The following is a 23,894-nucleotide window of genomic DNA, read 5'->3' on the forward strand; positions in this document are numbered from 1 at the left end:
AAAAAAAAGGGGCCTTAACGGCCCCTTCCTTTCGACATCACATCAGCCTAGAACGCAAAGCACGAGCAACCCAGCGCACCCCAGAAGCCCTGGAAGTCATTTACTGGCACACTCGACTTACGCGCCTTGTCATGGCTGTGCGCATGCACCCCACACGGCCCCGAGCACTGATGCACGGCTGCCGCCAGCGACGGCGTGCCTGCACGCCAGTGCCCTGGGACTTTGGTCACCGGCGACCATTCTGGCAGCACCGGCACCTGCGGCGGGCCGAGCTTGTCGAATTCGGCCGCGCCGTACACCACCTTGCCATCAACCACGGTCAGCACCGACTCGATGCCCTTGATCGCTTCCTCATCGACACTGAAGAAGTCCAGCGACAGTGCCGCCAGGTCGGCCAGCTGGCCCACCTTGATCTGGCCCTTCTTGCCCTGCTCGCTGGAGAACCAGGCACTGCCCTGGGTGAACAGCTGCAGTGCGGTTTCGCGGTCCAGGCCTTCCTTGTACAACTCCATACCGCCAACCGTTTTGCCACTGACCAGCCAATACAGCGAAGTCCACGGGTTGTAGCTGGACACGCGGGTGGCGTCGGTACCGGCACCCACCGGCACGCCCATCTCGAGCATGCGTTTGATCGGCGGGGTCTGCTCGGCAGCCTTGGCGCCGTAACGGTCGACGAAGTACTCGCCCTGGAAGGCCATGCGGTCCTGGATGGCGATGCCGCCGCCCAGCGCACGCACGCGCTCGATGTTTTGCGCAGTGATGGTTTCGGCGTGGTCGAAGAACCACGGCAGGCCGTTGAACGGGATGTCACGATTGACCTTCTCGAACACGTCGAGCATGCGCGTGATCGATTCGTTGTAGGTCGCGTGCAGGCGGAACGGCCAGCGCTGCTCGACCAGGTGGCGCACCACCGGTTCCAGCTCTTCTTCCATGGTCTGCGGCAGGTCCGGGCGCGGCTCGAGGAAGTCCTCGAAGTCGGCGGCGGAGAACACCAGCATCTCGCCCGCGCCGTTGTGGCGCAGGAAGCCGGTGCCGCTGTGCAGCTTGACGCTGGAGGTCCATTTGCGGAAGTCGTCCAGCTCTTCCTTGGGCTTCTGGGTGAACAGGTTGTAGGCGATGCGAACGGTCAGCTGATTGTTGTCGGCCAGCTCCTGGATCACCGAATAGTCGTCGGGGAAGTTCTGATAACCGCCACCGGCGTCGATCGCACTGGTCAGCCCCAGGCGGTTCAGCTCGCGCATGAACTGGCGGGTGGAGTTGATCTGGTACTCCAGTGGCAGCTTCGGCCCCTTGGCCAGGGTAGCGTAGAGGATCATCGCGTTGGGGCGGGCGATGAGCATGCCGGTCGGGTTGCCGAACTTGTCGCGCTGGATCTCGCCACCCGGGGGGTTTGGCGTGGTCTTGTCGTAACCGACAGCCTTGAGCGCGGCGCGGTTGAGCAGCGCACGATCGTACAGGTGCAGCAGGAATACCGGGGTGTCCGGGGCGGCCTGGTTGATTTCTTCCAGCGTCGGCATGCGTTTTTCGGCGAACTGGAATTCGTTCCAGCCACCGACCACGCGCACCCATTGCGGCGTCGGTGTGCGCGCGGCCTGGTCCTTGAGCATGCGCAAGGCATCGGCCACCGACGGCACGCCTTCCCAGCGCAGTTCCAGGTTGTAGTTCAGGCCACCCCGGATCAGGTGCAGGTGCGAGTCGTTAAGGCCGGGGATGACCGTGCGCTGCTTGAGGTCGATGATCTGCGTGGCGCTGCCCTTGTGGGCCATGGCCTCGGCGTCGTTGCCCACGGCGATGAAGCGGCCATCCTTGATGGCAACGGCAGTGGCGGTGGGCTTTTCGCGATCAACGGTGTGCAGTTTGCCGTTGAACAGAATCAGGTCGGCGGTCATGGAACCTCCTTGGGTGGATGCGTGGGCGGAACCGGCTTGGCCGGTAAAGGGCAATGCGGACCAGAGGGCGCCGGCGGCACCTAGCACGGTGCTGGTGGCGAGGAACTGGCGACGGGTCTTGTCGTTGCGGTCCTGGGACATGGGCTTCTCCGTCTGGGTGCGGCGGCGGCAGGCGCAACTGCAGAGCATGCCGGCTGATACAGGGTCAGGGCTTGGATGGATGTGCGGTGAGCTAGAAGGTTAGCCCTGTTCAGGTTTTATGCAGCCATGGCCGGCCTCTTCGCGGGTGAAGCCGCTCCCCCGGTTACTGCTTTCCCCGTGGGAGCGGGTTCACCCGCGAATGCCTTGCACAATTACTTCTGCAGGAACGCCAGCAAGTCCTCGTTCAGTTGCTGGGCATGGGTCACCGCGAACCCGTGCGGCGCACCGGCATACACCTTCAGCTCAGCCCCGCGAATCAGCTCCGCGGCCCGCTTGCCGGTGGCTTCGAACGGCACGATCTGGTCGTCATCGCCATGGATCACCAGGGTTGGCACATCGATCTTGGCCATGTCCGGGCGGAAGTCGGTCTGCGAAAATGCGGTCACGCAATCCAGGGTGCCCTTGATCGAAGCCATCAGCGCAATGTTCAGCGTCTGAGTCTGCACGCCCTGGGACACCTGCTGGCCATGGTTCAGGCCGTAGAACGGCGTGGCAAAATCGGCAATGAACTGCGCACGGTCAGCACGCAGGCCAGCAACGATACCTTCGAATACCGACAGGTCGACGCCTTCCGGATTGTCATCACGCTTGCCGAACACCGGCGTCACCGCACCCAACAACACCAGGCCCGCTACCCGCTCGCTGCCGTGGCGGGCAATGTAGCGGCTGACATCACCGCCACCCATCGAGAAGCCCACCAGGGTCACTTCCCGCAGGTCGAGGTGTTCGATCAGCTGGGCGATGTCGTCGGCGAAGGTGTCGTAGTCGTAGCCGGTCCACGGCTGGCTCGAACGGCCGAAGCCACGGCGGTCGAAAGCGATCGCGCGGTAACCGCGGCTGGCCAGGAACTCCATCTGCGAGTCCCACATGTCGGCGTCCAGTGGCCAGCCGTGGCTGAACAGCACCGGTTTGCCGCTGCCCCAGTCCTTGTAATAGATCGAAGTGCCGTCGCGGGTAACGAGAGTGGTCATGTCGGTATCTCCTTGAAAGTCTGCAGTTGAAAGCGTCGATGAAGGCGTTGGCTCAACCGCGCAGCCAGGTGGCGCAGCGGCGGGTTACCCAAGGCATGATGTAGAACACCACGGGCAGGATGACGAACAGGTTGCCGATCAGGTTGCCGCTGATCGGGCCGCCGAGCTGCGGGAAACGCGCGAACAGCGGCGCCAGCAGCTGCGGAACGACCATGGTCATCGGGCAGATCACCAGGTAAGTCAGCAGCGCCTGCTTCCAGCGCGGCGGTTGCGCCGCGTTGACGCTCGGCGGGGTGAACCAGAACTCTGGATCGTCGTGCACCTGGGTTTGGTCACCGCCGTCGAGCAACGGCAACACTTCGTTGACCAGCGCCTGACGTTCGGCCGAGTTGACCCAGGCCTGCAGCAGACCTGCGTCGGCGAAGCGCACCACGGTAGTGAAGTGCAGCCCGCCTTCGTCAGGGCGGATCACGTTGACGTCCAGATGCCCCGGCTGCCTGCGGGCGGCACTGACGGTGCGCTTGAGCCACGCTTCGTAGGCCGCCAGCGACTCGGCACGGGCCTTGTGCTGGATGACCAGGGTCACCACGTTGCGGTTGTCTTGGAGTGCGGTGTTCATCGGCGTTCCTTGGGATGAGCTTGCCCGCATCCACTTTGCAACGGCGGACGGGCGGAGGATTGGATGGGTGTGCTGCCCTTGCCGGGCACCGCCTGGCGGTGCCCGGGAAAGCGGCTTACTTGCTGGCGTTGAAGGCGTTGTAGCTGGTCATCAGGTTGCGGTAGTCCGGGATGTGGTTGGAGCACAGCGCGGCCAGGCCTTCGATGTCGTTGCGCCAGTCGCGGTGCAGCTCACAGGCCACGCCGAACCAGGTCATCAGTTGCGCACCGGCCCGGCTCATGCGGTCATGGGCGGCATCGCGGGTCATGGCGTTGAAGGTGCCGGAAGCGTCGGTGACGACGAACACGTCGAACTCTTCTTCCAGCGCAGCCAGCGCCGGGAAAGCTACACAGACTTCAGTCACCACGCCGGCAATGATCAGCTGTTTCTTGCCAGTGGCCTTCACCGCCTTGACGAAGTCTTCATTGTCCCAGGCGTTGATCTGGCCTGGGCGGGCGATGTACGGCGCGTCCGGGAACAGTGCTTTCAGCTCCGGCACCAGCGGGCCGTTGGGGCCTTGCTCGAAGCTGGTGGTGAGGATGGTCGGCAGGTTGAAGAACTTGGCCAGGTCGGCCAGGGCCAGGACGTTGTTCTTGAACGCGTCCGGTTCAATGTCGCGGACCAGGGACAGCAGGCCAGCCTGGTGGTCGACCAGCAGAACGGCGGCGTCGTCTTTGTTCAGGCGGTTGTATTTGAAGTTGGTCATGGTGGTAGCTCCTAAGGGTTTTGATGTTCAGTAAGTTGGGTGTTTCGCGTTGATGGGAGAAGATTAAAACCAACACCTTTGACGCGGTAGATAGTGTTTTTTGGCTTTAGCGTTCCATTTAAAGAACGATCAAGTGGCAGTGGCTTTGCTGGCCTCATTGCTTGCCCGACCAAGCTGCTCTATTACTACGCACAGCCCTTTTCCCACCCTCCGAGACCTCCATGCTGGCGTTCATCCAGTCGTCCCCGTTGTTGCTCGGCACCGCCCTGATTCTGCTCGACCTCGTGCTCTGGCAGTTGATCCCGATCCAGCGCCGGGCCTGGCGCATCGGTACGCGTCTAGTGATCTTCCTGCTGTTCAGCGCGGTGCTGGTGGCCGCTGGCATGAGCCCGCTGCAACCGCCGCCGTGGCCCGACGACGTCTCGCGCAACCTCATCGCCACGGTACTGGCCATCGGCTGGTGGCTGTTTGGCGCACGCACGGTGACGGTAGTGTTCGGCTTGCTGCTGGTCGCCCGTGGCAGCCACGGCGGGCGCCTGCTGCAGGATGTGCTGGGGGCGCTGATCTTCCTCGCGGCCGTGGTCGCGGCGGCGGGCTATGTGCTGCAACTGCCGGTGAAGGGCCTGCTGGCCACTTCCGGGGTGATGGCCATCGTCATCGGCCTGGCGCTGCAAAGCACTCTGGCCGACGTGTTCAGCGGCATCGTGCTGAACACCACGCGGCCCTATCAGATTGGCGATTCGATCTCCATCGACGGCACCGAGGGCAAGGTGCTGGATATCGACTGGCGCGCCACGCGCTTGCTCACCGGCAGTGGCAGCCTGGCGGTGATCCCCAACTCGGTGGCGGCCAAGGCGCGGCTGCTCAACCATAGCCGCCCGGCCGATGTGAACGGGGTGTCGATCTGTGTGGTGGTGCCGGCCAAGGTACGCCCCAAGCGGGTTTTCGATGCGCTGGAAAAAGCCCTGCAGGGCACCAGCGCAATCCTCGCCTCACCCAAGCCCAAGGTCACGGTGAAGGCCTCGACCTTGGAGTCGGTGGAGTACGAGGCCAGTGGTTTCATAGCCGACATGGCCGGCAAGACCGATGCCCGTAACCAGCTGTTCGACCTTGCGCACCGCCATCTGGAAGCCAGCGGGGTGATGTGGAACGTCGACCTGGCGATGCCTCCGCGCAGCCGCCAGCGCGAGGTGCTGGACGAGGTGCGGGTGTTCCGCTCGCTGACTGACGAAGAGCGGGATGCCCTGAGCCAGCGCATGACCGCTGTGGAGTACCTGGCTGACCAAGTGATCCTGGAGGTGGGCGAGCAGTCCGATCATTTGCTGGTAATTGGCAGCGGCGTGGTTTCAGCGTCGGTGCGCGATGGTGACAAGCTGCTGGAGGCCGGCCGCATGGGGCCAGGTGAGGTGTTGGGGATCGAGGGAATCATCGATGAAGATAAATCGTTTGCCGAGTTCCGAACCCTGACCAGTTGCGTGCTGTATCGGATCGAGAAGGAACAGGTGAAGAGCTGCCTTGTGCAGCGCGGGGAAGTACAGACGGCGCTGAGCAAGTTGCAACGGTTCCGGCGCCAGAGCCGGGAGTCGCTGCTGCTGCAGAAGCCGGTTTCGATCAAGAAGGGTGGCTTCTTGAGCTGGTTGCACAAGTAAGCCTGTGCCGGCCCTTTCGCGGGCTCGCCCGCTCCCACAGGGATCGCGCAAGGTCTGAATCCTGTGCAGTACCTGTGGGAGCGGGCATGCCCGCGAAGAGGCCAGTGCTTACAACACCACTCTCAGGCATTGCCCCGCGTGGTACAGCGAGAAGCCGGACTCATAGAACGCGGTGCGCAGCGAAGGCGCGCTCACCCCGGTCATTGGCGAGAACGGAATCGGCAAGCTGTCCGCCTCCCCCTTCAGCAGAAATTCGGCAAACGCCCGGCCAATCACGGTCCCGGTGGTGTTGCCGCGGCCGTTATAGCCCGTCACCGCCACCAGCCCCGGCGCCGGCTCGAACAACCGCATCAGGTGATCCGGGGTGAAGTCGATGCAGCCGGTCCAGTGCATTTCCCACTCGACCTTGCCCAGTTCCGGGTAGTAATGGCTCTGGATCCGGTCGGCCCAGCTGCGCACGAACCAGGCCGGCTTGTTGTCGACCCGGCCGAGGCTGCCCAGTAACAGGCGGCCCTGATCGTCACGGCGGATGCTGCTGAGCACGGTGCGGGTGTCCCAGGAGCCCTGGCCGTGCGGCAGCACCTTGTCAGCTGCCGCACCGTGCAGCGGCTTGGACGCCACCTGGTAGTAGTAGCCACGGAAGAACTGCTTCTGCAGGTTGCTCCAGTCGCCTTCGGTGTAGGCGCCCGTGGAAATCACCACTTTATCGGCGCGTACCGAGCCGCGTGCGGTCTTCACCCGCCAGGCATCGCCATCGCGCTCGAGGCCTTCGACCGAGGACTGCTGGAACAGCTTGCCGCCCAGGCGCGCCACGGCGGCGGCCAGGCCCTGGGTGTAGCCCATCGGGTTGATGGTGCCGGCGCGATGGTCGAGCAGCGCGGCGGAAATCTTGTCGGTACCACAGTATTCCTGGCACTGGGCGCCGGTCAGCAGCTCGACGTCGGCACCACGGCGGCGCCATTGCTCGTGGCGGGCCTCAAGGTCAGCGATGCCGGTAGCGTTGTGGGCCATGTGCAGCGTGCCTTTGTGCCGGGCCTGGCAGTCGATGCCGAAGCGTTCGATCATGGCGAACACTTCAGCCGGAGCCTCACCTAGCACCTTGTTCAGGCGACTGCCCTGCTTCTGGCCGAGGGTTGCCTCGACGTCGTCCGGGCGGATCCAGGTGCCGGCGTTGACCAGGCCGACGTTGCGGCCAGAGCCGCCGTGGCCGATCTTCCAGGCCTCCAGCAGGATCACCGACTTGCCCTGTTCGAGCAGGTGGATGGCCGCCGACAGGCCGGTGATGCCGCCGCCGATCACGCAGACATCGGCCTTGTGCTCGCCGGCCAGGGCCTGGCTGGCGACGGTCGGTTGGCTGACGTGTTCCCACAAGCATTGTTGACGCAGTTCGGACATGGCCCGGCTCCAGCAATTTGTTCTTGTTTGGGGCTGCTTTGCAGCCCATTCGCGGGCTCGCCCGCTCCCACAGGTACCTCACAGATTCCGACAGCTGTGAGGTCCCTGTGGGAGCGGGCGAGCCCGCGAACCGGGGGCGAAGCCCCCGGCCATGCAGCATCAATCCATCAGTCGAACACGATACCCTGTGCCAGCGGCAGCTCGCGCGAGTAGTTCACGGTGTTGGTCTGGCGGCGCATGTAGCCTTTCCACGCATCGGAACCAGACTCACGACCACCGCCAGTTTCCTTCTCGCCACCGAACGCGCCGCCGATCTCGGCGCCGCTGGTGCCGATGTTGACGTTGGCGATGCCGCAGTCACTGCCCGAAGCACTCTGGAAGCGCTCGGCTTCGCGAATGTCAGTGGTGAAAATGCACGACGACAGGCCTTGTGGCACTTCGTTGTTCAGGCGCAGGGCCTCTTCGAAGTCGTCGTAGGCCAGCACATAGAGGATCGGCGCGAAGGTTTCATGGCGCACCACGTCGCTCTGGGCCGGCATTTCAGCAATGGCCGGCGACACGTAGTAGGCATTCGGGTACTGCTCGGCCAGCTGACGCTCGCCGCCGAACACCTGCCCACCTTCGTCACGGGCCTTGGCCAGTGCGCCCTGCATGGCGTCGAACGACTGCTTGTCGATCAGCGGGCCAACCAGGTTGTCCTTGCGTGGGTCGCCGATGCGCACTTTGCCGTAGGCAGCTTTGACGCGGGCTACCACTTCGTCCTTGATCGAGCGGTGCACGATCAGGCGACGCAGGGTCGTGCAGCGCTGGCCGGCGGTGCCGACAGCGGAGAACAGTATGCCGCGCACGGCCAGGTCGAGGTCGGCGCTCGGGGCCAGGATCATGGCGTTGTTGCCACCCAGCTCGAGGATGCTGCGACCGAAGCGGGCGGCAACACGTGGGCCGACTTCCCGGCCCATGCGGGTGCTGCCGGTGGCGCTGACCAGCGGTACACGGGGGTCGTCGACCATGGCTTCGCCAGCTTCGCGGCCACCGATCACCAGCTGCGCCAGGCCAGCCGGGGCATCACCGAAGGCTTTCAGGGCTTTGTCGAACAACGCCTGGCAAGCCAGTGCGGTCAGCGGGGTCTTCTCGGACGGCTTCCACACCACCGAGTTACCAGCCACCAGGGCCAGCGCGGTGTTCCAGGCCCATACCGCAACCGGGAAGTTGAAAGCGCTGATCACGCCAACCACGCCCAGCGGGTGCCAGGTTTCACGCATGTGGTGGCCTGGGCGCTCGGAAGCAATGGTCAGGCCGTACAGCTGGCGCGACAGGCCGACGGCGAAGTCGCAGATATCGATCATTTCCTGCACTTCGCCCAGGCCTTCCTGGGTGATCTTGCCGGCTTCGATCGAGACCAGCTCGCCGAGGTCGGCCTTGTGCTCACGCAGCACTTCGCCGAACAGGCGCACCAACTCGCCACGCCGAGGGGCCGGCACGCTGCGCCAGGCTTCGAAGGCGCTCTGGGCCTGATCGATGCGGGCGACGGTCTCGGCCTTGCCAAGCAGTTTCACCGAGGCGATCTGGCTGCCGTCGATCGGCGTGTGAACAGGGTAGTCGCCCTGGGTGTAAGCCTCGGCGGCAACGCCGAGGCGCTCGAGCAATCCAGCAACCATTTGTGCTTCTCCTACATCGGGTGATGGGGTGGAAAAATGATGTGGATCAGTATTAATCCGATCACACCGGTGCAACAAACGACCTTTATTCCGCATATCATTCCGCCAGGTAATGATTTGAGCCGCAGAGAACGCTATGTCCAAACGCCTGGTGCCCTCCATGACCGCCCTGCAGTGCTTCGAAGCTGCAGCCCGTCACCTGAGCTTTACCCGCGCCGCCGAAGAGCTGCACCTGACCCAGAGCGCGGTCAGCAAGCAGGTGGCGCAGCTCGAAGAGATGCTGCGCCACCACTTGTTCCTGCGTATCCGCAGGCGCCTGCAACTCACGCCTGCGGGCAGCCTGTACCTGGCCGAGGTCAACAAGATCCTTACCCAGGTCGACATGTCCAGCCGCTACGTGCTCACCTACGGCGAGCAGACCGAGATATTGAAAGTAGCCACTCAACCCAGTTTTGGCGTGCGCTGGCTGATCCCGCACCTCAAAGGCTTCGGCAAACGGCACGCGAACATCCACCTCGACATCCGCAACGAGATGGAACCGTTTGCCTTGCTGCAGGGCTCGGCGGATGTGGTGTTCTTCTATGGCCAGGGCACTTGGCCGGGGGCCACTTGCGTGGAGCTGTTCGGTGAACAGGTGGTGCCGGTGTGCGCGCCGGAGCTGCTGGGCGGCCGTGCATTGAGCGATGCCGGTGAACTGGCCGACCTGGTGCTGTTGCAGAGTACGTCGCGGCCCGAGGCCTGGCATGAATGGTTCCTGGAGCTGGGGTTGCACAGCGTCAGCGCCTACCACGGGCCGCGCTTCGATACGTTCTATATGGCGCTGAGTGCGGCGCAGGCCGGGTGCGGGGTAGCGTTGGTGCCGCAATACCTGGTGGCCAAAGAGCTGGCTGAGGGGAGCTTGGTCATTCCGTGGAATCATGCGATGCGCAGTGCCGGCAAGCATTACCTGGCCTATGCCGAGCATGCGGCTGAAGTGCCGAAGGTGCGGGCCTTGGTGGAATGGATTCGCGAGCAGCTCCAGGCTTGAGATTGCCGGGGCCGCTTTGCGGCCCTTTCGCGACACAAGGCCGCTCCTACAAAAGCGACGCGATCCCTGTAGGAGCGGCCTTGTGTCGCGAAAGGGCTGCAAAGCAGCCCCATGGCACTAAGATCGATCGCTAATGGAATGACTGACTCACTTTTTTTCGCTTGTGAGCCAAGTGCATTCCCAGCTTTCATGTAAGCGTCCGAACCTAACCAGGAAGCTAGCGATGCCCGCCCACGATTTCGTCAGCCCCGACAGCATCCGCGCGCAGTTCTCTGCCGCCATGTCACTCATGTACAAACAGGAAGTGCCGCTGTACGGCACGCTGCTGGAGCTGGTGAGCGAAATCAACCAGCGGGTCTTGGCCGAGCGGCCCAAGCTGGCCGAGGCCTTGCGCTGGACCGGCGAGATCGAACGCCTGGACCATGAGCGCCACGGCGCCATCCGCGTCGGAACCGCCGAAGAGCTGGCCACCATCGCCCGGCTGTTCGCAGTGATGGGCATGGCGCCGGTCGGCTATTACGACCTCAGCTCAGCTGGCGTGCCGGTGCACTCCACCGCGTTCCGCGCTGTGCATGAGCAGTCGCTGCATGTCAGCCCGTTCCGCGTGTTCACCTCGCTGCTGCGCCTGGAGCTGATCGACAACCTGCCGCTGCGCGAACTGGCTCAGGGCATCCTGGCCAAGCGTCAGATATTCACCCCCCGGGTACTGGAACTGATTGCCCGATGCGAGCGCGATGGCGGCCTGAACGAGACCGATGCCGGCGAGTTCGTTCGTGAAGCCTTGCACACCTTCCGCTGGCACCAGGACGCCACGGTCACGGCCGCGCAGTATCAGCAGTTGCATGACCAGCACCGCCTGATTGCCGACGTGGTGGCCTTCAAAGGCCCGCACATCAACCACCTGACCCCACGCACCCTGGACATCGACGCGATCCAGGCCGGCATGCCGGCCAAGGGCATCCCGCCGAAAGCCGTGGTCGAAGGGCCACCCACTCGCCGCCACCCGATCCTGCTGCGCCAGACCAGCTTCAAGGCGCTGCAGGAGAAGGTTGCATTCAGCGACCACCAGGGTAGCCACACCGCACGTTTCGGCGAAATCGAACAGCGCGGCGCGGCACTGACGCCGAAGGGCCGCCAGCTGTACGACACGCTGCTCGATGCCACCCGCGCCGCCTTGGGAGGAGCGCCAGCCGAGGCCAATGCCGAGCGCTACATGGCGCTGTTGCAGGAAAGCTTCGCTGCATTCCCGGATGACCTGGCGCAGATGCGTGAGCAGGGGCTGGCTTATTTCCGCTACTTTGCGACCGAGCAGGGCCTGGCCGCGCGGGAGCAGGCGGATCGCCCGACCACCCTGGAAGGTCTGATCGCGGCCGGCCATGTCCACTACGAGGCACTGGTGTACGAGGACTTCCTGCCGGTGAGTGCGGCGGGGATCTTCCAGTCGAACCTGGGGGATGAGGGCCAGGCCGAGTATGGCAGCAATGCCAATCGCGAGGCTTTCGAAGCGGCGCTGGGGCTGCAGGTGCAGGATGAACTGGCGCTGTATGCGCAGAGCGAGAGGCGCTCGCTGCAGGCCTGCGCCCAAGCGCTGAACCTGGGTTCACTGTAAGCCTCAGGCTTGCCGGGGGCGCTTTGCGCCCCTTTCGCGACACAAGGCCGCTCCTACAAAAGCAACGCGCGTTCCTGTAGGAGCGGCCTTGTGTCGCGAAAGGGCCGCACAGCGGCCCCCTGCGGTTCAGCGGAAGCGGTCCACTTCCTGACGCAGTTGCGCCGCCAACCCTTCCAGCTCGCGCGCGGTCAAGGCCAGCTCATTGGCCACATCGCGCTGCTCGCTGTTGGCCTGGGCAATGCTCTGCAGGTTGCGGCTAAGCACGGTGGCCGTGCTGCTCTGCTCCTGAGTCGCCGTGCTGATCACGGCAAACTGCTCACCCGCGGTACGGCTCTGCTCATCGATCCGCGCCAGCGCTTCGGCGACCTTGTCGTTGCGCGCCAGCCCTTCCTGCATCAGCAGGTTACCCTGCTCCAGGGTATGGATGGCGTGCCCGGTCTGCTGCTGGATGCTGGTGATCATCCCGGAAATCTCATCGGTTGCCTGACGCGTGCGCGCGGCCAGCCCACGCACCTCATCCGCGACCACGGCAAATCCACGGCCCTGTTCACCGGCACGGGCAGCCTCGATGGCGGCGTTCAAAGCCAGCAGATTGGTCTGTTCGGCAATCGCGGTGATCACGCTTATGATACCGCCGATCTCCTGCGAACGAGCGCCCAGGCTGTTCATGACAGTGGCGGTGCCACCCAGCGCTTCGGCAATCTGGCGCAGCGAACTCGACGCTTCGTCCATGGCACTGCGGCCGATGCGGGTCTGCTGGGCGTTGTCACGGGCCATACGCTCGGTACCCGCCATGTTGTCGGCGATGTTCATCGACGTCGCGCTGAATTCCTCCACCGCACCGGCCATGCTGGTGATCTCGCCGGACTGCTGGTCCATGCCTTCACAGGCACCGGTAGACAACCCGGACAGCGAACGCGCACGGCTGCTGACCTGCTCGGAAGCACTGCGAATGTGCTCGACCATGGTCGCCAGCGCCTCGCCCATCTGGTTGAAGCTGCGGGCCAGCTGGCCGATCTCGTCATGGCTGGTCACACTCAGGCGCGCATTCAGGTCGCCGGCACCCAGTGCCTCGGCCTGACGCACCAGGTCATCCAGCGGGCGCAGCTTGCGGCGCAGCAGCCAAAGGGTGGCGGCCACGGCCAGCAGCATCGCCAGCAGGCTGCCGATGGCAAGACGCAGGCCAACGCTCCAGGTCACCTCGCGGATTTCCGCCTTGGGCATGCTCGCCACCACGGTCCAGGGGCCCTCGGCGAACGGCGCGCTGGCACTGAACAGGTCCTGGTCGGCGTTGGCCGGCGGCACCAGCCATTGGCCCTGGTCATCGCGAATGGCCAACGAACCGGTTGTCCCGATGCGGAAGCGCTTGAGGTTGGCGAACTGGGCGTTCTGTGCGTCGGTGTAGTCGAAGCCGACGAACAGCACCGCAATCACCCGGCCGCTGCTGTCGCTGACGGGTACGTAGCGGGTCATGTAGTTGCGCTCGAACAGCACGGCGCGGCCGACGTACATCTGCCCGGCCAGCAGCTTGCTGTAGGCGGGGTGCTGTCGGTCGAGCTGGGTACCGATGGCGCGGGTGCCGTCCTGTTTCTTCAGGTTGGTGCTGATGCGCACGAAGTCATCACCGCTGCGCACGAACAGGGTCGCGATGCCGGCAGTCATCTGCTGGAATTCGTCGACCACCTGGAAGTCGTTGTTCAGCAGCTGGTCGCCCAGGTACAGGGCGGGCGTGCTTTGACCGGCGACTTGTACCGTTTCGCCAGGGTGCAGCGACAGGCCCGAGGCGAAACGGCGCTCGAACAGGCCACTCAGGCGCTGGGTGTTGTCCTTGAGCGACCCGTGGAAGGTATCGAGCTGGTCGGCCAGCAGTCGCGCCTCGCTGGCCAGGTGGGCCTGGCGGGTGGCGAGGTTGGCGTCATCCAGCGCACGCAGGGCGAACAGGGTACTGCCGGAAATCACCAACGCCAGCACGATGGCGAGGGCGACACCGAGCTGCGAAGCAATTCGGGCACGCGGTTGAGACATGATGAAGCTCCTGACAAGAGGCCGGGATCATCCTGATCACGCTGACCACCCGCTTGTTTTAGTCGGGAAATCGCGCCCTCTTCCGGGACGCTGGTGCCATTGAATCGGCGTCGCACCTGAATACTTGAGTGTCGGACCGGGGTATTCGCAAACGTTTACCTTTTGCCTGTACCGGCCTCTTCGCGGGCACGCCCGCTCCCACAGGTATTCCACCGGGTTCGAGATCAGTGGGGATCCTGTGGGAGCGGGCGTGCCCGCGAAGAGGCCGGACAGGCAGTCAAATAGCTGGCAGGATTTCTACCGCAGGCAGGTCGACCGCCGCCGCCTCTTCCTGCAAAAACACGCTCAACCGCCGCAACCGCTCCCCACCCGGCCGGGTCCGCGGCCACACGAGGTAGTAGTCCATGCCACTGGGCACCGCCGTCGGCCAAGGCAAGCTCAGGCGCCCCTGAGCCACATCCTCGGCGACCATCAGCAAGTCGCCCATCGAAATACCGTAACCCCGCGCCGCCGCGATCATGCCCAGCTCCAGGGTGTCGAACACTTGCCCGCCCTTGAGCGACACCTTGTCGCTGAGGCCCATGCGCTCCAGCCATTCGCGCCAGTCACGCTTGTCGGGCGTCGGGTGCAGCAACTCAATGCTCGCCAAGCGCCGCTCGTCCCACCGCCCCTCCTTCAACAGGTCCGGCGCACCCACCGGGATCAACAGTTCGGAGAACAACCGACGCACCTCCCAATCCGCCGGGAACATGCCGTCGCTGAGCAGCACCGCGCAATCGAACGGTTCCTGGTTGAAGTCGACATGGTCGACATCCATCCAGGCGCTGGTCAGTTGCACCTCGTTGCCAGGTTGCAGGTGCCGGAAGCGGCTCAGCCGCGCCAGCAGCCAGCGCATGGTCAGGGTCGACGGCGCCTTCATGCGCAGGATGTCGTCTTCCCCACGCAAGGTATCGCAGGCCCGCTCCAGCGCAGCAAAGCCTTCACGCACGCCGGGCAGCAGCACCCGGGCCGCCTCGGTCAGTTGCAGGCTGCGACCATTGCGCACGAACAGCCGACAGGCGAAATGCTCTTCGAGGGTGCGAATATGCCGGCTCACCGCGCTCTGGGTAATCGAAAGCTCTTCACCGGCACGGGTGAACGAGCTCAGCCGCGCAGCCGCTTCGAATGCGCGCAGTGCATACAGGGGAGGTAGCTGGCGGGACATGGGGCACCTGTCATACGGGGGCGGGAATGGAATGCACTGAATCATATATGCATGAGTTCAACTCATGCCAACCATCGCATTTATCCTTTTGTGCAAAGTTGACCGAAGCCTCAGAATCGTCCCTCGCCCACAGCATCAGGCACAAGGACCTCACCCATGTACGTCGCGCCCACCACAGAACTCAAGGCTTTGCTGCGCCTGGCCGGGCCGCTGATCGCCTCGCAGTTGGCGCACATGCTGATGGTGCTCACCGACACCTTGATGATGGCTCGCATCAGCCCGCAGGCCCTGGCCGGTGGCGGGCTGGGCGCGGCGAGCTATTCGTTCGTGTCGATCTTCTGCCTGGGCGTGATCGCCGCAGTCGGCACCCTGGTGGCGATTCGCAAGGGTGCCAACGACATCGAGGGCGCCACGCGCCTGGCGCAGAACGGCCTATGGCTCGCCTGGGGCCTGGCACTGGTGGCAGCGCTGGTGTTGTGGAACCTGAAACCGGTATTGCTGCTGTTCGGCCAGCAGCCGGAGAACGTAAATTCGGCAGCCGAGTTCCTCACCCTGCTGCCACTGGCCCTGCCCGGCTACCTGACCTTCATGGCCCTGCGCGGCTTCACCAGCGCGCTTGGGCGCTCGACCCCGGTAATGGTCATCAGCCTGGTCGGCACGGTGCTCAACTACCTGTTCAACATCGCCCTGATCGAAGGCATGTTCGGCCTGCCGAAGCTGGGCCTGATGGGTATCGGCCTGGTCACGGCCGTGGTGTCGATGGGCATGGCCATCGCGCTGGCGCTGTACATCCGCTGGCACCCAGCCTATGCCGCCTATCCGCTGCGCAAAGGGCTGTCGCGCCCTTCGCTGCCGGCCCTGCGCGAGCTGTGGCGGCTGGGCCTGCCGATTGGCGGCACCTACATGGTGGAAGTCGGGCTGTTCGCCTTCGCCGCACTGTGCATGGGCGTGCTAGGCAGCACGCAACTGGCGGCACACCAGATTGCCCTGCAGATCGTCTCCACGGCGTTCATGGTGCCGACCGGGCTGTCCTATGCGGTAACCATGCGCGTGGGCCTGTACTACGGCGCCGGCAATCTGTTGGCCGCACGCAGCGCCGGGCGGGTGGGGATCGGCTTCGGCGCAACCATCATGTTTGCCTTTGCAGCGTTGTTCCTGCTGATGCCGGAGGCATTGGTGGGGCTGTTCATCGACCGCAGCGACCCCGGCTTCGCCGCGATCTATCAGCTGGCGGTGCAGTTGCTGATGGTGGCGGCATGGTTTGAGCTGTTCGATGGTATGCAGACCATAGCCATGGGCTCGATACGTGGCTTGAAGGACGCCAAGACCACCTTCCTGATCGGGCTGTGCTGCTACTGGCTGGTGGGGGCGCCGAGCGCCTGGCTGCTCACCTTCACCCTGGGCGGCGGGGCCGTAGGGGTATGGTGGGGGCTGGCGTTGGGGCTGGCCTGCGCGGCGGTGGCGCTGACCATTGGCTTTGAGTGGCGGATGAAGCGGTTGCTGGGGAAAAAAGCTCATCCTGAAAAAGCTGCAGTATCTGCGTGACTGCCGGGGCTGCTTTGCAGCCCTTTCGCGACACGAGGCCGCTCCTACAGAAGAACGCGATTCCCTGTAGGAGCGGCCTTGTGTCGCGAAAGGAGGGCAAAGCCCTCCCCTGCGGTCTTATAGGCACACCAACTGCGGCCGAGCACTTTCCTGCAGATAATCGATCAACTCGCCTACCGGCAGCGGCTTGCTGACCAGGAACCCTTGCACCTGGTCACAGCCAAACCCGCGCAGCAAGGCCATCTGTTCCGGGCTTTCCACGCCTTCGGCTACCACCTCCAGGTTGAGGTTGTGCGCCAGGTTGATCATGGCATGCACCAGCTTGCGGTTCTCTTCGCGCATCTCCATCTCGGCAACGAAGCTGCGGTCGACCTTGAGCAAGGTGATCGGCAGGCTGTTCAGGTGCACGAAGGACGAGAAGCCGGTACCAAAGTCATCCAGCGAGAAGCGCACACCCAGGCGACCCAGGGCATCCATGGTCTGGCGCACCAGCTCGTTGCGGCGCATCACTGCCGTTTCGGTCAGTTCGAACTCCAGCCAGCGCGCATCCACACTGTGCTCGATGATCAACCGGCTCAGGGTGGCCAGCAACTGGCTGTCCTGGAACTGGCGGAAGCTCAGGTTCACCGCCATGTGCAGCGGCGCAAGCCCCTGTTCGCGCAGCGCCTGCATATCGCGCAGGGCACGGGAAATCACCCAGTAGCCCAACGGCACGATCAACCCGCTCTGCTCGGCCAGCGGCACGAACTCGCTCGGCGGCAGCAGGCCGCGCTCGGCATGGCGCCAGCGCACCAGGGCCTCCAGGCCGACGATGCGGCCATCGGCCAGGTTCAGCCGCGGCTGGTAGTGCAGCTCCAGTTCGTCGCGACGCAGCGCCCGGCGCAGCTCGCTTTCCAGGTCGGCCAGGCTGCGCGCATTGCGGTTGATGCGTTCATTGAATACGTGGAAGGTGCAGCCCTGGCTACTTTTGGCCTGGCGCATGGCGATGTGCGCATGCCACATCAGCGGGTCAGGGCCGCCCTGGGCGCGGGCGTGGGCCAGGCCCAGGCTGCAGCCAAGCAGCAGGCTTTCGCCGTCGATCCAGTAGGGTTCGGCCAGCGCCTCGACGATACGCTCGGCGATCCATTCGGCGCGGTTGGCATCGCGGCGCGTGTCGATCAGCAGGGCAAATTCATCGCTGCCCAGGCGCGCCAGCTGGTCGCCGGCCTCCAGTTGCTGCTTGAGGCGCGCGACCACCTGCAGTATCAGACGGTCGCCGCACTGATGGCCAAGGGCGTCGTTGACATGGCGGAAGTTGTCCAGGTCCAGGTGGCCGAGGGCCACGCCGCGGCCTTCGTTCTCCGCCAGGCGCGTGGTCAGCAGGGCCTGGAAACCCTGGCGGTTGGCGATGCCGGTCAGCGGGTCCTGCTCGGCCAGGCGCTGCAACGTCGCCACCAGCACACCGCGCTCGCGCACATGGCGCAGCGAGCGGCGCAGGGCATCGACGTTCAGCTGGTCACGTACCAGCCAGTCGCTGACACCCGTTGGCGATGTGTCTGGTTCGTGGTCGAGCAACAGGATGGTCGGCAGTTCGCAACGCCCGGGTGCAGGCTGCAACGCCGGCGTGGCCAGCACCACGGCCTGGCGGTCTGCGCTGAAAAGGGTATCGACTGCCGCCCAGTTCGGCGCAGTCAGCAGTACTGCGCTTCCGTCCAGCGGCAGCAGGCATTCGCGTAACAAGGCGGCCCATTCCGGCTCATCAGCCAACAGCAGCAAACGCAAAGGTTCGACAGGCGTGGACAAGCGGGCTCCTTAAGACTCGAAAGGTGTAGCGTTGGATATCGGACATGCTACTGCATAAATGAAAATGATTTTCACTTTTAGACATATCCTTTGCCCACAGTGCCTCCCGTCGCATTTTGACGTGCATCCTGCGCGAAAGTCGGCAAACCGGCAATTACGATTTTTCCGGTGAATAGCATTAGTTTCACTAATGCTTATCCCCGAACAAAAGTCTGACTCAAACGTCAGACGGTCGCGCCACAAGTGGCCCATGCCTGTTAGAATGCGCGGCTATTTTCTGGCGACCCCCGGTTTCTAGCATGTCCCGACTCAATCCCCGGCAACAGGAAGCCCGTGACTACGTCGGCGGCCCTCTATTGGTGCTCGCCGGTGCTGGCTCGGGCAAGACCAGCGTGATCACGCGCAAGATTGCCCATCTCATCCAGAACTGCGGCATCCGTGCCCAGTACATCGTGGCGATGACCTTCACCAACAAGGCCGCCCGCGAGATGAAGGAGCGGGTCGCCACCCTGCTGCGTCCGGGGGAAGGCCGGGGCCTGACGGTGTGTACCTTCCACAACCTGGGCCTGAACATCATCCGCAAGGAGCACGAGCGCCTGGGCTACAAGCCGGGCTTCTCGATCTTCGATGAATCCGACATCAAGGCGCTGCTGTCGGACATCATGCAGAAGGAATACTCCGGCGACGACGGCATCGACGAGATCAAGAACATGATCGGTGCCTGGAAAAACGACCTGATCCTGCCCGCCGAAGCCCTTGAGAAGGCGCGCAACCCGCGCGAGCAGACCGCCGCCATCGTCTACACCCACTACCAGCGCACGCTCAAGGCGTTCAACGCGGTGGACTTCGACGACCTGATCCTGCTGCCGGTCAAGCTGTTCCAGGAGCACCCCGACGTGCTCGAACGCTGGCAGAACCGCGTGCGCTACCTGCTGGTGGACGAATACCAGGACACCAACGCCAGCCAGTACCTGCTGGTGAAGATGCTGATCGGCATGCGCAACCAGTTCACCGTGGTGGGCGATGATGACCAGTCGATCTATGCCTGGCGTGGCGCCCGCCCAGAAAATCTGATGCTGCTCAAGGAGGACTACCCCTCCTTGAAGATCGTCATGCTCGAACAGAACTACCGCTCCACCAGCCGCATCCTGCGCTGTGCCAACGTGCTGATCGCCAACAACCCGCATGCTTTCGAAAAGCAGCTGTGGAGCGAGATGGGCGTAGGCGACGAGATCCGTGTGATCCGCTGCAAGAATGAGGAAGCCGAGGCCGAGCGCGTGGCCATGGAGATCCTCACCCTGCACCTGCGCACCAACCGCCCGTACAGCGACTTCGCGATCCTCTACCGCGGTAACTACCAGGCCAAACTGATCGAACTGAAGTTGCAGCACCACCAGGTGCCGTATCGCCTGTCGGGCGGCAACAGCTTCTTCGGCCGCCAGGAGGTCAAGGACCTCATGGCCTACCTGCGCCTGCTGGTGAACCCGGATGACGACAACGCCTACCTGCGGGTGATCAACGTACCGCGCCGGGAAATCGGCTCGACCACCCTGGAAAAGCTCGGCAACTACGCCACCGAGCGCGGCATTTCGATGTACGCTGCCAGCGAGGAGCTGGGCCTGGGTGAGCACCTGGATGCGCGCTACACCGAGCGCCTGCAACGCTTCAAGCACTGGCTCGACGGGGTGCGCCACAAGGTCGCCCTGGAAGACCCGATCGCCGCGCTGCACGAGATGATCCGCGACATCGACTACGAGAACTGGATTCGCCAGCAGACCGCCAGCGACAAGGCAGCGGAGTTCCGCATCAGCAATGTCTGGTTCCTGGTCGAAGCGCTGAAGAACACCCTCGAGAAGGACGAAGAGGGTGACATGACCATCGAGGACGCCATCGGCAAGCTGGTGCTGCGCGACATGCTCGAGCGCCAGCAGGAAGAGGAAGAAAACGCCGAAGGTGTACAGATGATGACCCTGCATGCTTCCAAGGGTCTGGAGTTCCCTTACGTGTTCATCATGGGCATGGAGGAAGAGATCCTTCCCCACCGCTCCAGCATCGAGGCCGACACCATCGAAGAGGAACGCCGCCTGGCCTACGTGGGCATCACCCGCGCGCGCCAGACCCTGGCCTTCACCTTCGCCGCAAAGCGCAAGCAGTACGGCGAAATCATCGACTGCACACCCAGCCGGTTCCTCGACGAACTACCGCCCGACGACCTGGCCTGGGAAGGCCTGGACGATGCACCGGTCGAGGTCAAGGCCGCACGCGGCAACAATGCCCTTGCCGACATCCGGGCAATGCTCAAACGCTGATCAACCCTTATCCTTTAAATCTGCCGCTTCCAGCGGCCACCTTTGTTACATCGAGGAATACACAGTGGAAGCACTGCATCAGAAGATTCGCGAAGAAGGCATCGTGCTTTCCGATCAGGTTCTCAAAGTCGACGCGTTTCTCAACCACCAGATCGACCCGGCGCTGATGCAGCTGATCGGTGACGAGTTCGCCCGCCTGTTCGCCGATGCCGGCGTGACCAAGATCGTCACCATCGAAGCCTCGGGCATTGCCCCGGCGGTGATGACCGGCCTGAAGCTGGGCGTACCGGTGATCTTCGCGCGCAAGCACCAGTCGCTGACCCTGACCGAGAACCTGCTGACCGCCTCGGTGTATTCCTTCACCAAGCAGACCGAGAACACCGTGGCCATCTCGCCGCGCCACCTCAACAGCAGCGACCGCGTGCTGGTGATCGACGACTTCCTGGCCAACGGCAAGGCATCGCAAGCGCTGATCTCGATCATCAAGCAGGCCGGAGCCACCGTTGCCGGCCTGGGCATCGTCATCGAGAAGTCGTTCCAGGGCGGCCGTGCCGAGCTGGACAGCCAGGGCTACCGCGTCGAATCGCTGGCCCGGGTGAAGTCGCTGGAAGGTGGTGTGGTTTCGTTCATCGAGTAACCGCGTCGCCTGCTTCGCGGGCAAGCCCGCTCCCACAGGTATGCACAGGTTTTAAAAGCTGTGCGGTACCTGTGGGAGCGGGCTTGCCCGCGAATGGCAGCAACCCTTTCTATCTGGTCGCCGCCAACCCCGCCAGCAGCAACCGCTGATACAGCTCTTCCTTCAACCCCTGCGGCCGATCCAGCTGCATCCGCGCCAGGTGCGCCTCAAACCCCTCTGGCCCTGGCGCTTCCAGTGCCGCCTTGCCCAGCTCCAGCACCTCACTCAGTTTGAATTTGCTTTTCAACCAGTTCAGCGCGCGCAACAAATCCCGCTCCTCGGCCGTGAAATCCGTACCGAGCGGATACTCCGGGAACAACCGGCCATGACGCGCCTTGATTGCTTCCAGACGCTCAGGCGTATTGTCGCTAAACCGCGCATCCAGCTGAAAATCGCTCGCCAGCTTGCCGGCGCGCTTGGCCTGTTCCATCAACGCCCCCTGGAACCGCGAATCGCTCACCGCCAGCAACCGCGCAATCACCTCGCTATCGGTGTGCCCGCGCAGGTCGGCGATGCCGTATTCGGTCACCACGATATCGCGCAGGTGCCGGGGAATGGTGCAGTGGCCATAGCTCCAGAACAGGTTGGAGCTCACCTCCCCCCCCGACTCGCGCCAGCTGCGCAGCAGCAGGACCGAACGCCCGCCCTCCAGTGCATGGCCCTGGGCGACGAAGTTGTACTGCCCGCCCACCCCGCTCAGCACCCGCCCGTCCTCCAGCTGGTCGGCCACGCCGGCGCCGAGCAGGGTCATGCCGAACACCGTGTTGACGAAGCGCGCATCGCGGCGCTGGCGGCGCTTGAGGTCTTCCTGCCCGTACAATTCGTTGATGAAACTGATGCGGGTCATGCTGAACCGGGCACGCTGCTCCAGCGTCATCTCGCGCAAGCGCTGGTAGAACGCCTGCGGGCCGAGGAAGAAACCGCCATGCACCAGCGCACCCTGCTCATCCGCCGGGCGGCGCACCACGCCCGCCTCGACCAGCGCCAGCAGACCGTTGACGAACATCTCGCTGCAACCGTAAAGACCTTGGGTGAAGGCCTCCAGGCCCCCTTCGCGCTCGATCAACGTCTGCCAGGGGCCGATATCCAGTTCGTCGAGCAAGGCGCGGTAGCCCGCGTTGTCGCCCTGGCGCGCCAGCAATGCCGCCGCCAGTGCATCGCCCATGGCGCCGATGCCGATTTGCAGCGTGCCACCGTCACGCACCAGTGAGCTTGCGTGCAAACCAATGCAATGATCCTGCGTGGTGACTGGCATGTTGGGGGTAGAAAACAGTCGGCGCTGCTCCGCCTCGTCGATCAGCAGGTCGAACGCATCGATCGGCAGTTCGGCATCGCCCGGCATGTACGGTAGCTCGCTGTGAACCTGGCCGAGCATGAGGATGGTTTCCCCTGCCGCACGCCGCTTGGCGATCATCGGCTGCAGGTCGAGGGTGATGTCGGGGTTGCAGGCCAGGCTCAGGTGGACGGGCTTCTCGGGCGTGGCAGCGACCAGTTGGGCGATCAGGTTCAGGCCTTTGGCGTTGATGTCACGCGCGGCGTGGCTGTAGTTGCTGCTGATGTAGTCCTGCTGGGCGGTTTCGCTGTGCAGCAGGCTGCCGGGTTGCATGAAGAACTGCTCGACGCGGATGTTCGGCGGCAGGCTGTCGTTGCGCAGGTCGGCGAGGTAGGTGAGTTCTTCGTAGTCGGCGAACACCCGCTCGACGAACGGCTCGAGGAAGCGCTTTTGCAAGCCATCACCAAGAGCTGGGCGCCCCAGCGACAGCGCAGTGTAGATGGTCAGCTGGCGCTCAGGCAGGTCGCGGACCCGGGTGTACAAGGCATTGACGAAGGCGTTGGGCTTGCCCAGGCCCAGCGGCAGACCCATGTGGATGTGGGCTGGCAATTGGGAAAGGACTTGCTCGACGGCCTGGTCGATGGAGCAAAGGTGCATCGTGGCCTCCTGAATCATCCATGGGGTCAGGGGTTGGACATGGGCTCAAACGGGTTGGTTGCCTGTGCCGGCCCTTTCGCGGCTAAAGCCGCTCCCACAGGGATCGCACAGCCCTTGGCCCCTGCACAGTACCAGTGGGAGCGGCTTTAGCCGCGAAGAGGCCGGCACAGGCAGCACAAATACAAAGCCCGCCAGAAATGGCGGGCCTTGTGAATTCATCTGTGGCTTACAGCCCGGACATCTTCTTGATGGCCCCTTTCAGGTCATCATCCGAGCAGTCCGCGCAGGTGCCTTTGGGCGGCATGGCGTTGATGCCTGTAATGGCCTTGGCCAGAATCCCGTCCAGGCCGCCCTGATGGTCCGCGCGCTCTTTCCATGCGGCGGTATCGCCAATCTTCGGTGCCCCCAGCAAGCCTGACCCGTGGCAGGCGTTGCAGTGCTTGGCAATCACCTCATCCGGGGTCTTGGCGCCACCACCACCGCCTGCTGCGGCTGCCACTTCCATACCCTTGCATTCCTGGCCCTGCACACACACCTGGCCGACCGGCTCAAGGCGTTTGGCAAGCTCGTCGTTGGTCGCTGCGGTAGCGCTCATTGCCCAAAGGGCGAATACGGCTGCTGGTATGGCCAGCATCTTCTTGATTTGGTTCACGCGAACAC

General features: G+C 63.9%; 17 protein-coding genes and 1 pseudogene. 6 read left to right on the forward strand and 12 right to left on the reverse strand.

Annotated elements, in window-relative coordinates; translation table 11 throughout:
• Window positions 1–47: 47 nt before the first annotated feature.
• The 4 genes from ACTORR_RS13165 to ycaC form a co-directional block, all read right to left on the reverse strand.
• On the reverse strand, window positions 48–1,889 hold the full coding sequence (locus ACTORR_RS13165) for an amidohydrolase (RefSeq protein WP_313365655.1): 1,842 nt from the start codon (window positions 1,887–1,889) through the stop codon (window positions 48–50).
• Window positions 1,890–2,242: 353 nt separating this feature from the next.
• A complete protein-coding gene (locus ACTORR_RS13170) occupies window positions 2,243–3,061 on the reverse strand; it encodes an alpha/beta fold hydrolase (RefSeq protein WP_054887120.1) in 819 nt (272 codons plus the stop codon).
• Window positions 3,062–3,113: 52 nt separating this feature from the next.
• Window positions 3,114–3,680 (reverse strand): antibiotic biosynthesis monooxygenase, encoded by a 567-nt coding sequence (locus tag ACTORR_RS13175; protein WP_082433678.1) that lies wholly within the window; start codon window positions 3,678–3,680, stop codon window positions 3,114–3,116.
• A 115-nt stretch (window positions 3,681–3,795) separates the two neighbouring features.
• Window positions 3,796–4,425 (reverse strand): isochorismate family cysteine hydrolase YcaC, encoded by a 630-nt coding sequence (ycaC, locus tag ACTORR_RS13180; protein ID WP_054887122.1) that lies wholly within the window; start codon window positions 4,423–4,425, stop codon window positions 3,796–3,798.
• 221 nt (window positions 4,426–4,646) lie between these two features.
• Between ycaC and ACTORR_RS13185 the strand changes: the two genes are divergently transcribed.
• Window positions 4,647–6,074 carry a mechanosensitive ion channel family protein gene (locus tag ACTORR_RS13185; protein WP_054887123.1) on the forward strand — a complete coding sequence of 476 codons (1,428 nt, stop codon included), beginning with the start codon at window positions 4,647–4,649 and terminating at the stop codon, window positions 6,072–6,074.
• A gap of 108 nt (window positions 6,075–6,182) precedes the next feature.
• Here the strand turns inward: ACTORR_RS13185 and amaA are convergent, their stop codons facing one another.
• Together amaA and amaB are read right to left on the reverse strand one after the other, a co-directional pair.
• Complete coding sequence (gene amaA / locus ACTORR_RS13190) at window positions 6,183–7,469, reverse strand: L-pipecolate oxidase (protein WP_054887124.1); 1,287 nt, start codon at window positions 7,467–7,469, stop codon at window positions 6,183–6,185.
• Between the two features lie 167 nt (window positions 7,470–7,636).
• On the reverse strand, window positions 7,637–9,127 hold the full coding sequence (gene amaB / locus ACTORR_RS13195; RefSeq protein WP_054887125.1) for an L-piperidine-6-carboxylate dehydrogenase: 1,491 nt from the start codon (window positions 9,125–9,127) through the stop codon (window positions 7,637–7,639).
• 136 nt (window positions 9,128–9,263) lie between these two features.
• Here amaB and ACTORR_RS13200 point away from each other — a divergent pair, with 136 nt between their 5' ends.
• Window positions 9,264–10,154, forward strand: a complete 891-nt coding sequence (locus tag ACTORR_RS13200) for a LysR family transcriptional regulator (protein WP_054887126.1) — start codon at window positions 9,264–9,266, stop codon at window positions 10,152–10,154.
• A 223-nt stretch (window positions 10,155–10,377) separates the two neighbouring features.
• On the forward strand, window positions 10,378–11,763 hold the full coding sequence (gene hglS, locus ACTORR_RS13205) for a 2-oxoadipate dioxygenase/decarboxylase HglS (RefSeq protein WP_054887127.1): 1,386 nt from the start codon (window positions 10,378–10,380) through the stop codon (window positions 11,761–11,763).
• Window positions 11,764–11,889: 126 nt separating this feature from the next.
• Here the strand turns inward: hglS and ACTORR_RS13210 are convergent, their stop codons facing one another.
• From ACTORR_RS13210 to ACTORR_RS13220, 3 genes and pseudogenes are all read right to left on the reverse strand, one after another.
• The gene (locus ACTORR_RS13210) at window positions 11,890–12,750 is read right to left on the reverse strand and encodes a methyl-accepting chemotaxis protein (protein ID WP_409521050.1); all 861 of its coding nucleotides are present in this window, start codon (window positions 12,748–12,750) and stop codon (window positions 11,890–11,892) included.
• Window positions 12,748–13,788 (reverse strand): annotated as a pseudogene (locus ACTORR_RS13215) (Cache 3/Cache 2 fusion domain-containing protein); the annotation flags it as partial. The pseudogene ACTORR_RS13215 and the gene ACTORR_RS13210, both read right to left, overlap by 3 nt.
• A 277-nt stretch (window positions 13,789–14,065) precedes the next feature.
• Entirely contained in the window at window positions 14,066–14,992 is a 927-nt protein-coding gene (locus ACTORR_RS13220; protein WP_262109959.1) for a LysR substrate-binding domain-containing protein, read from the reverse strand.
• 156 nt (window positions 14,993–15,148) lie between these two features.
• Between ACTORR_RS13220 and ACTORR_RS13225 the strand changes: the two genes are divergently transcribed.
• Window positions 15,149–16,537, forward strand: coding sequence for a NorM family multidrug efflux MATE transporter (locus tag ACTORR_RS13225; RefSeq protein WP_054886746.1), 1,389 nt, complete (start codon window positions 15,149–15,151; stop codon window positions 16,535–16,537).
• Window positions 16,538–16,654: 117 nt separating this feature from the next.
• On the opposite strand, the gene ACTORR_RS13230 is transcribed toward ACTORR_RS13225, so the two are convergent.
• Complete coding sequence (locus ACTORR_RS13230) at window positions 16,655–18,319, reverse strand: putative bifunctional diguanylate cyclase/phosphodiesterase (protein ID WP_054886747.1); 1,665 nt, start codon at window positions 18,317–18,319, stop codon at window positions 16,655–16,657.
• A 299-nt stretch (window positions 18,320–18,618) separates the two neighbouring features.
• Here ACTORR_RS13230 and rep point away from each other — a divergent pair, with 299 nt between their 5' ends.
• On the forward strand, window positions 18,619–20,628 hold the full coding sequence (gene rep / locus ACTORR_RS13235; protein ID WP_054886748.1) for a DNA helicase Rep: 2,010 nt from the start codon (window positions 18,619–18,621) through the stop codon (window positions 20,626–20,628).
• Between the two features lie 64 nt (window positions 20,629–20,692).
• Window positions 20,693–21,265 carry a xanthine phosphoribosyltransferase gene (locus tag ACTORR_RS13240; RefSeq protein ID WP_003253535.1) on the forward strand — a complete coding sequence of 191 codons (573 nt, stop codon included), beginning with the start codon at window positions 20,693–20,695 and terminating at the stop codon, window positions 21,263–21,265.
• A gap of 109 nt (window positions 21,266–21,374) precedes the next feature.
• On the opposite strand, the gene ACTORR_RS13245 is transcribed toward ACTORR_RS13240, so the two are convergent.
• A complete protein-coding gene (locus tag ACTORR_RS13245; RefSeq protein ID WP_313365198.1) occupies window positions 21,375–23,234 on the reverse strand; it encodes an acetyl-CoA hydrolase/transferase C-terminal domain-containing protein in 1,860 nt (619 codons plus the stop codon).
• 226 nt (window positions 23,235–23,460) lie between these two features.
• A complete protein-coding gene (locus ACTORR_RS13250; protein WP_177332429.1) occupies window positions 23,461–23,886 on the reverse strand; it encodes a c-type cytochrome in 426 nt (141 codons plus the stop codon).
• Window positions 23,887–23,894 lie beyond the last annotated feature (8 nt).

Source organism: Pseudomonas sp. SAR267, assembly GCF_052077595.1.
GTDB lineage: Bacteria > Pseudomonadota > Gammaproteobacteria > Pseudomonadales > Pseudomonadaceae > Aquipseudomonas > Aquipseudomonas vlassakiae.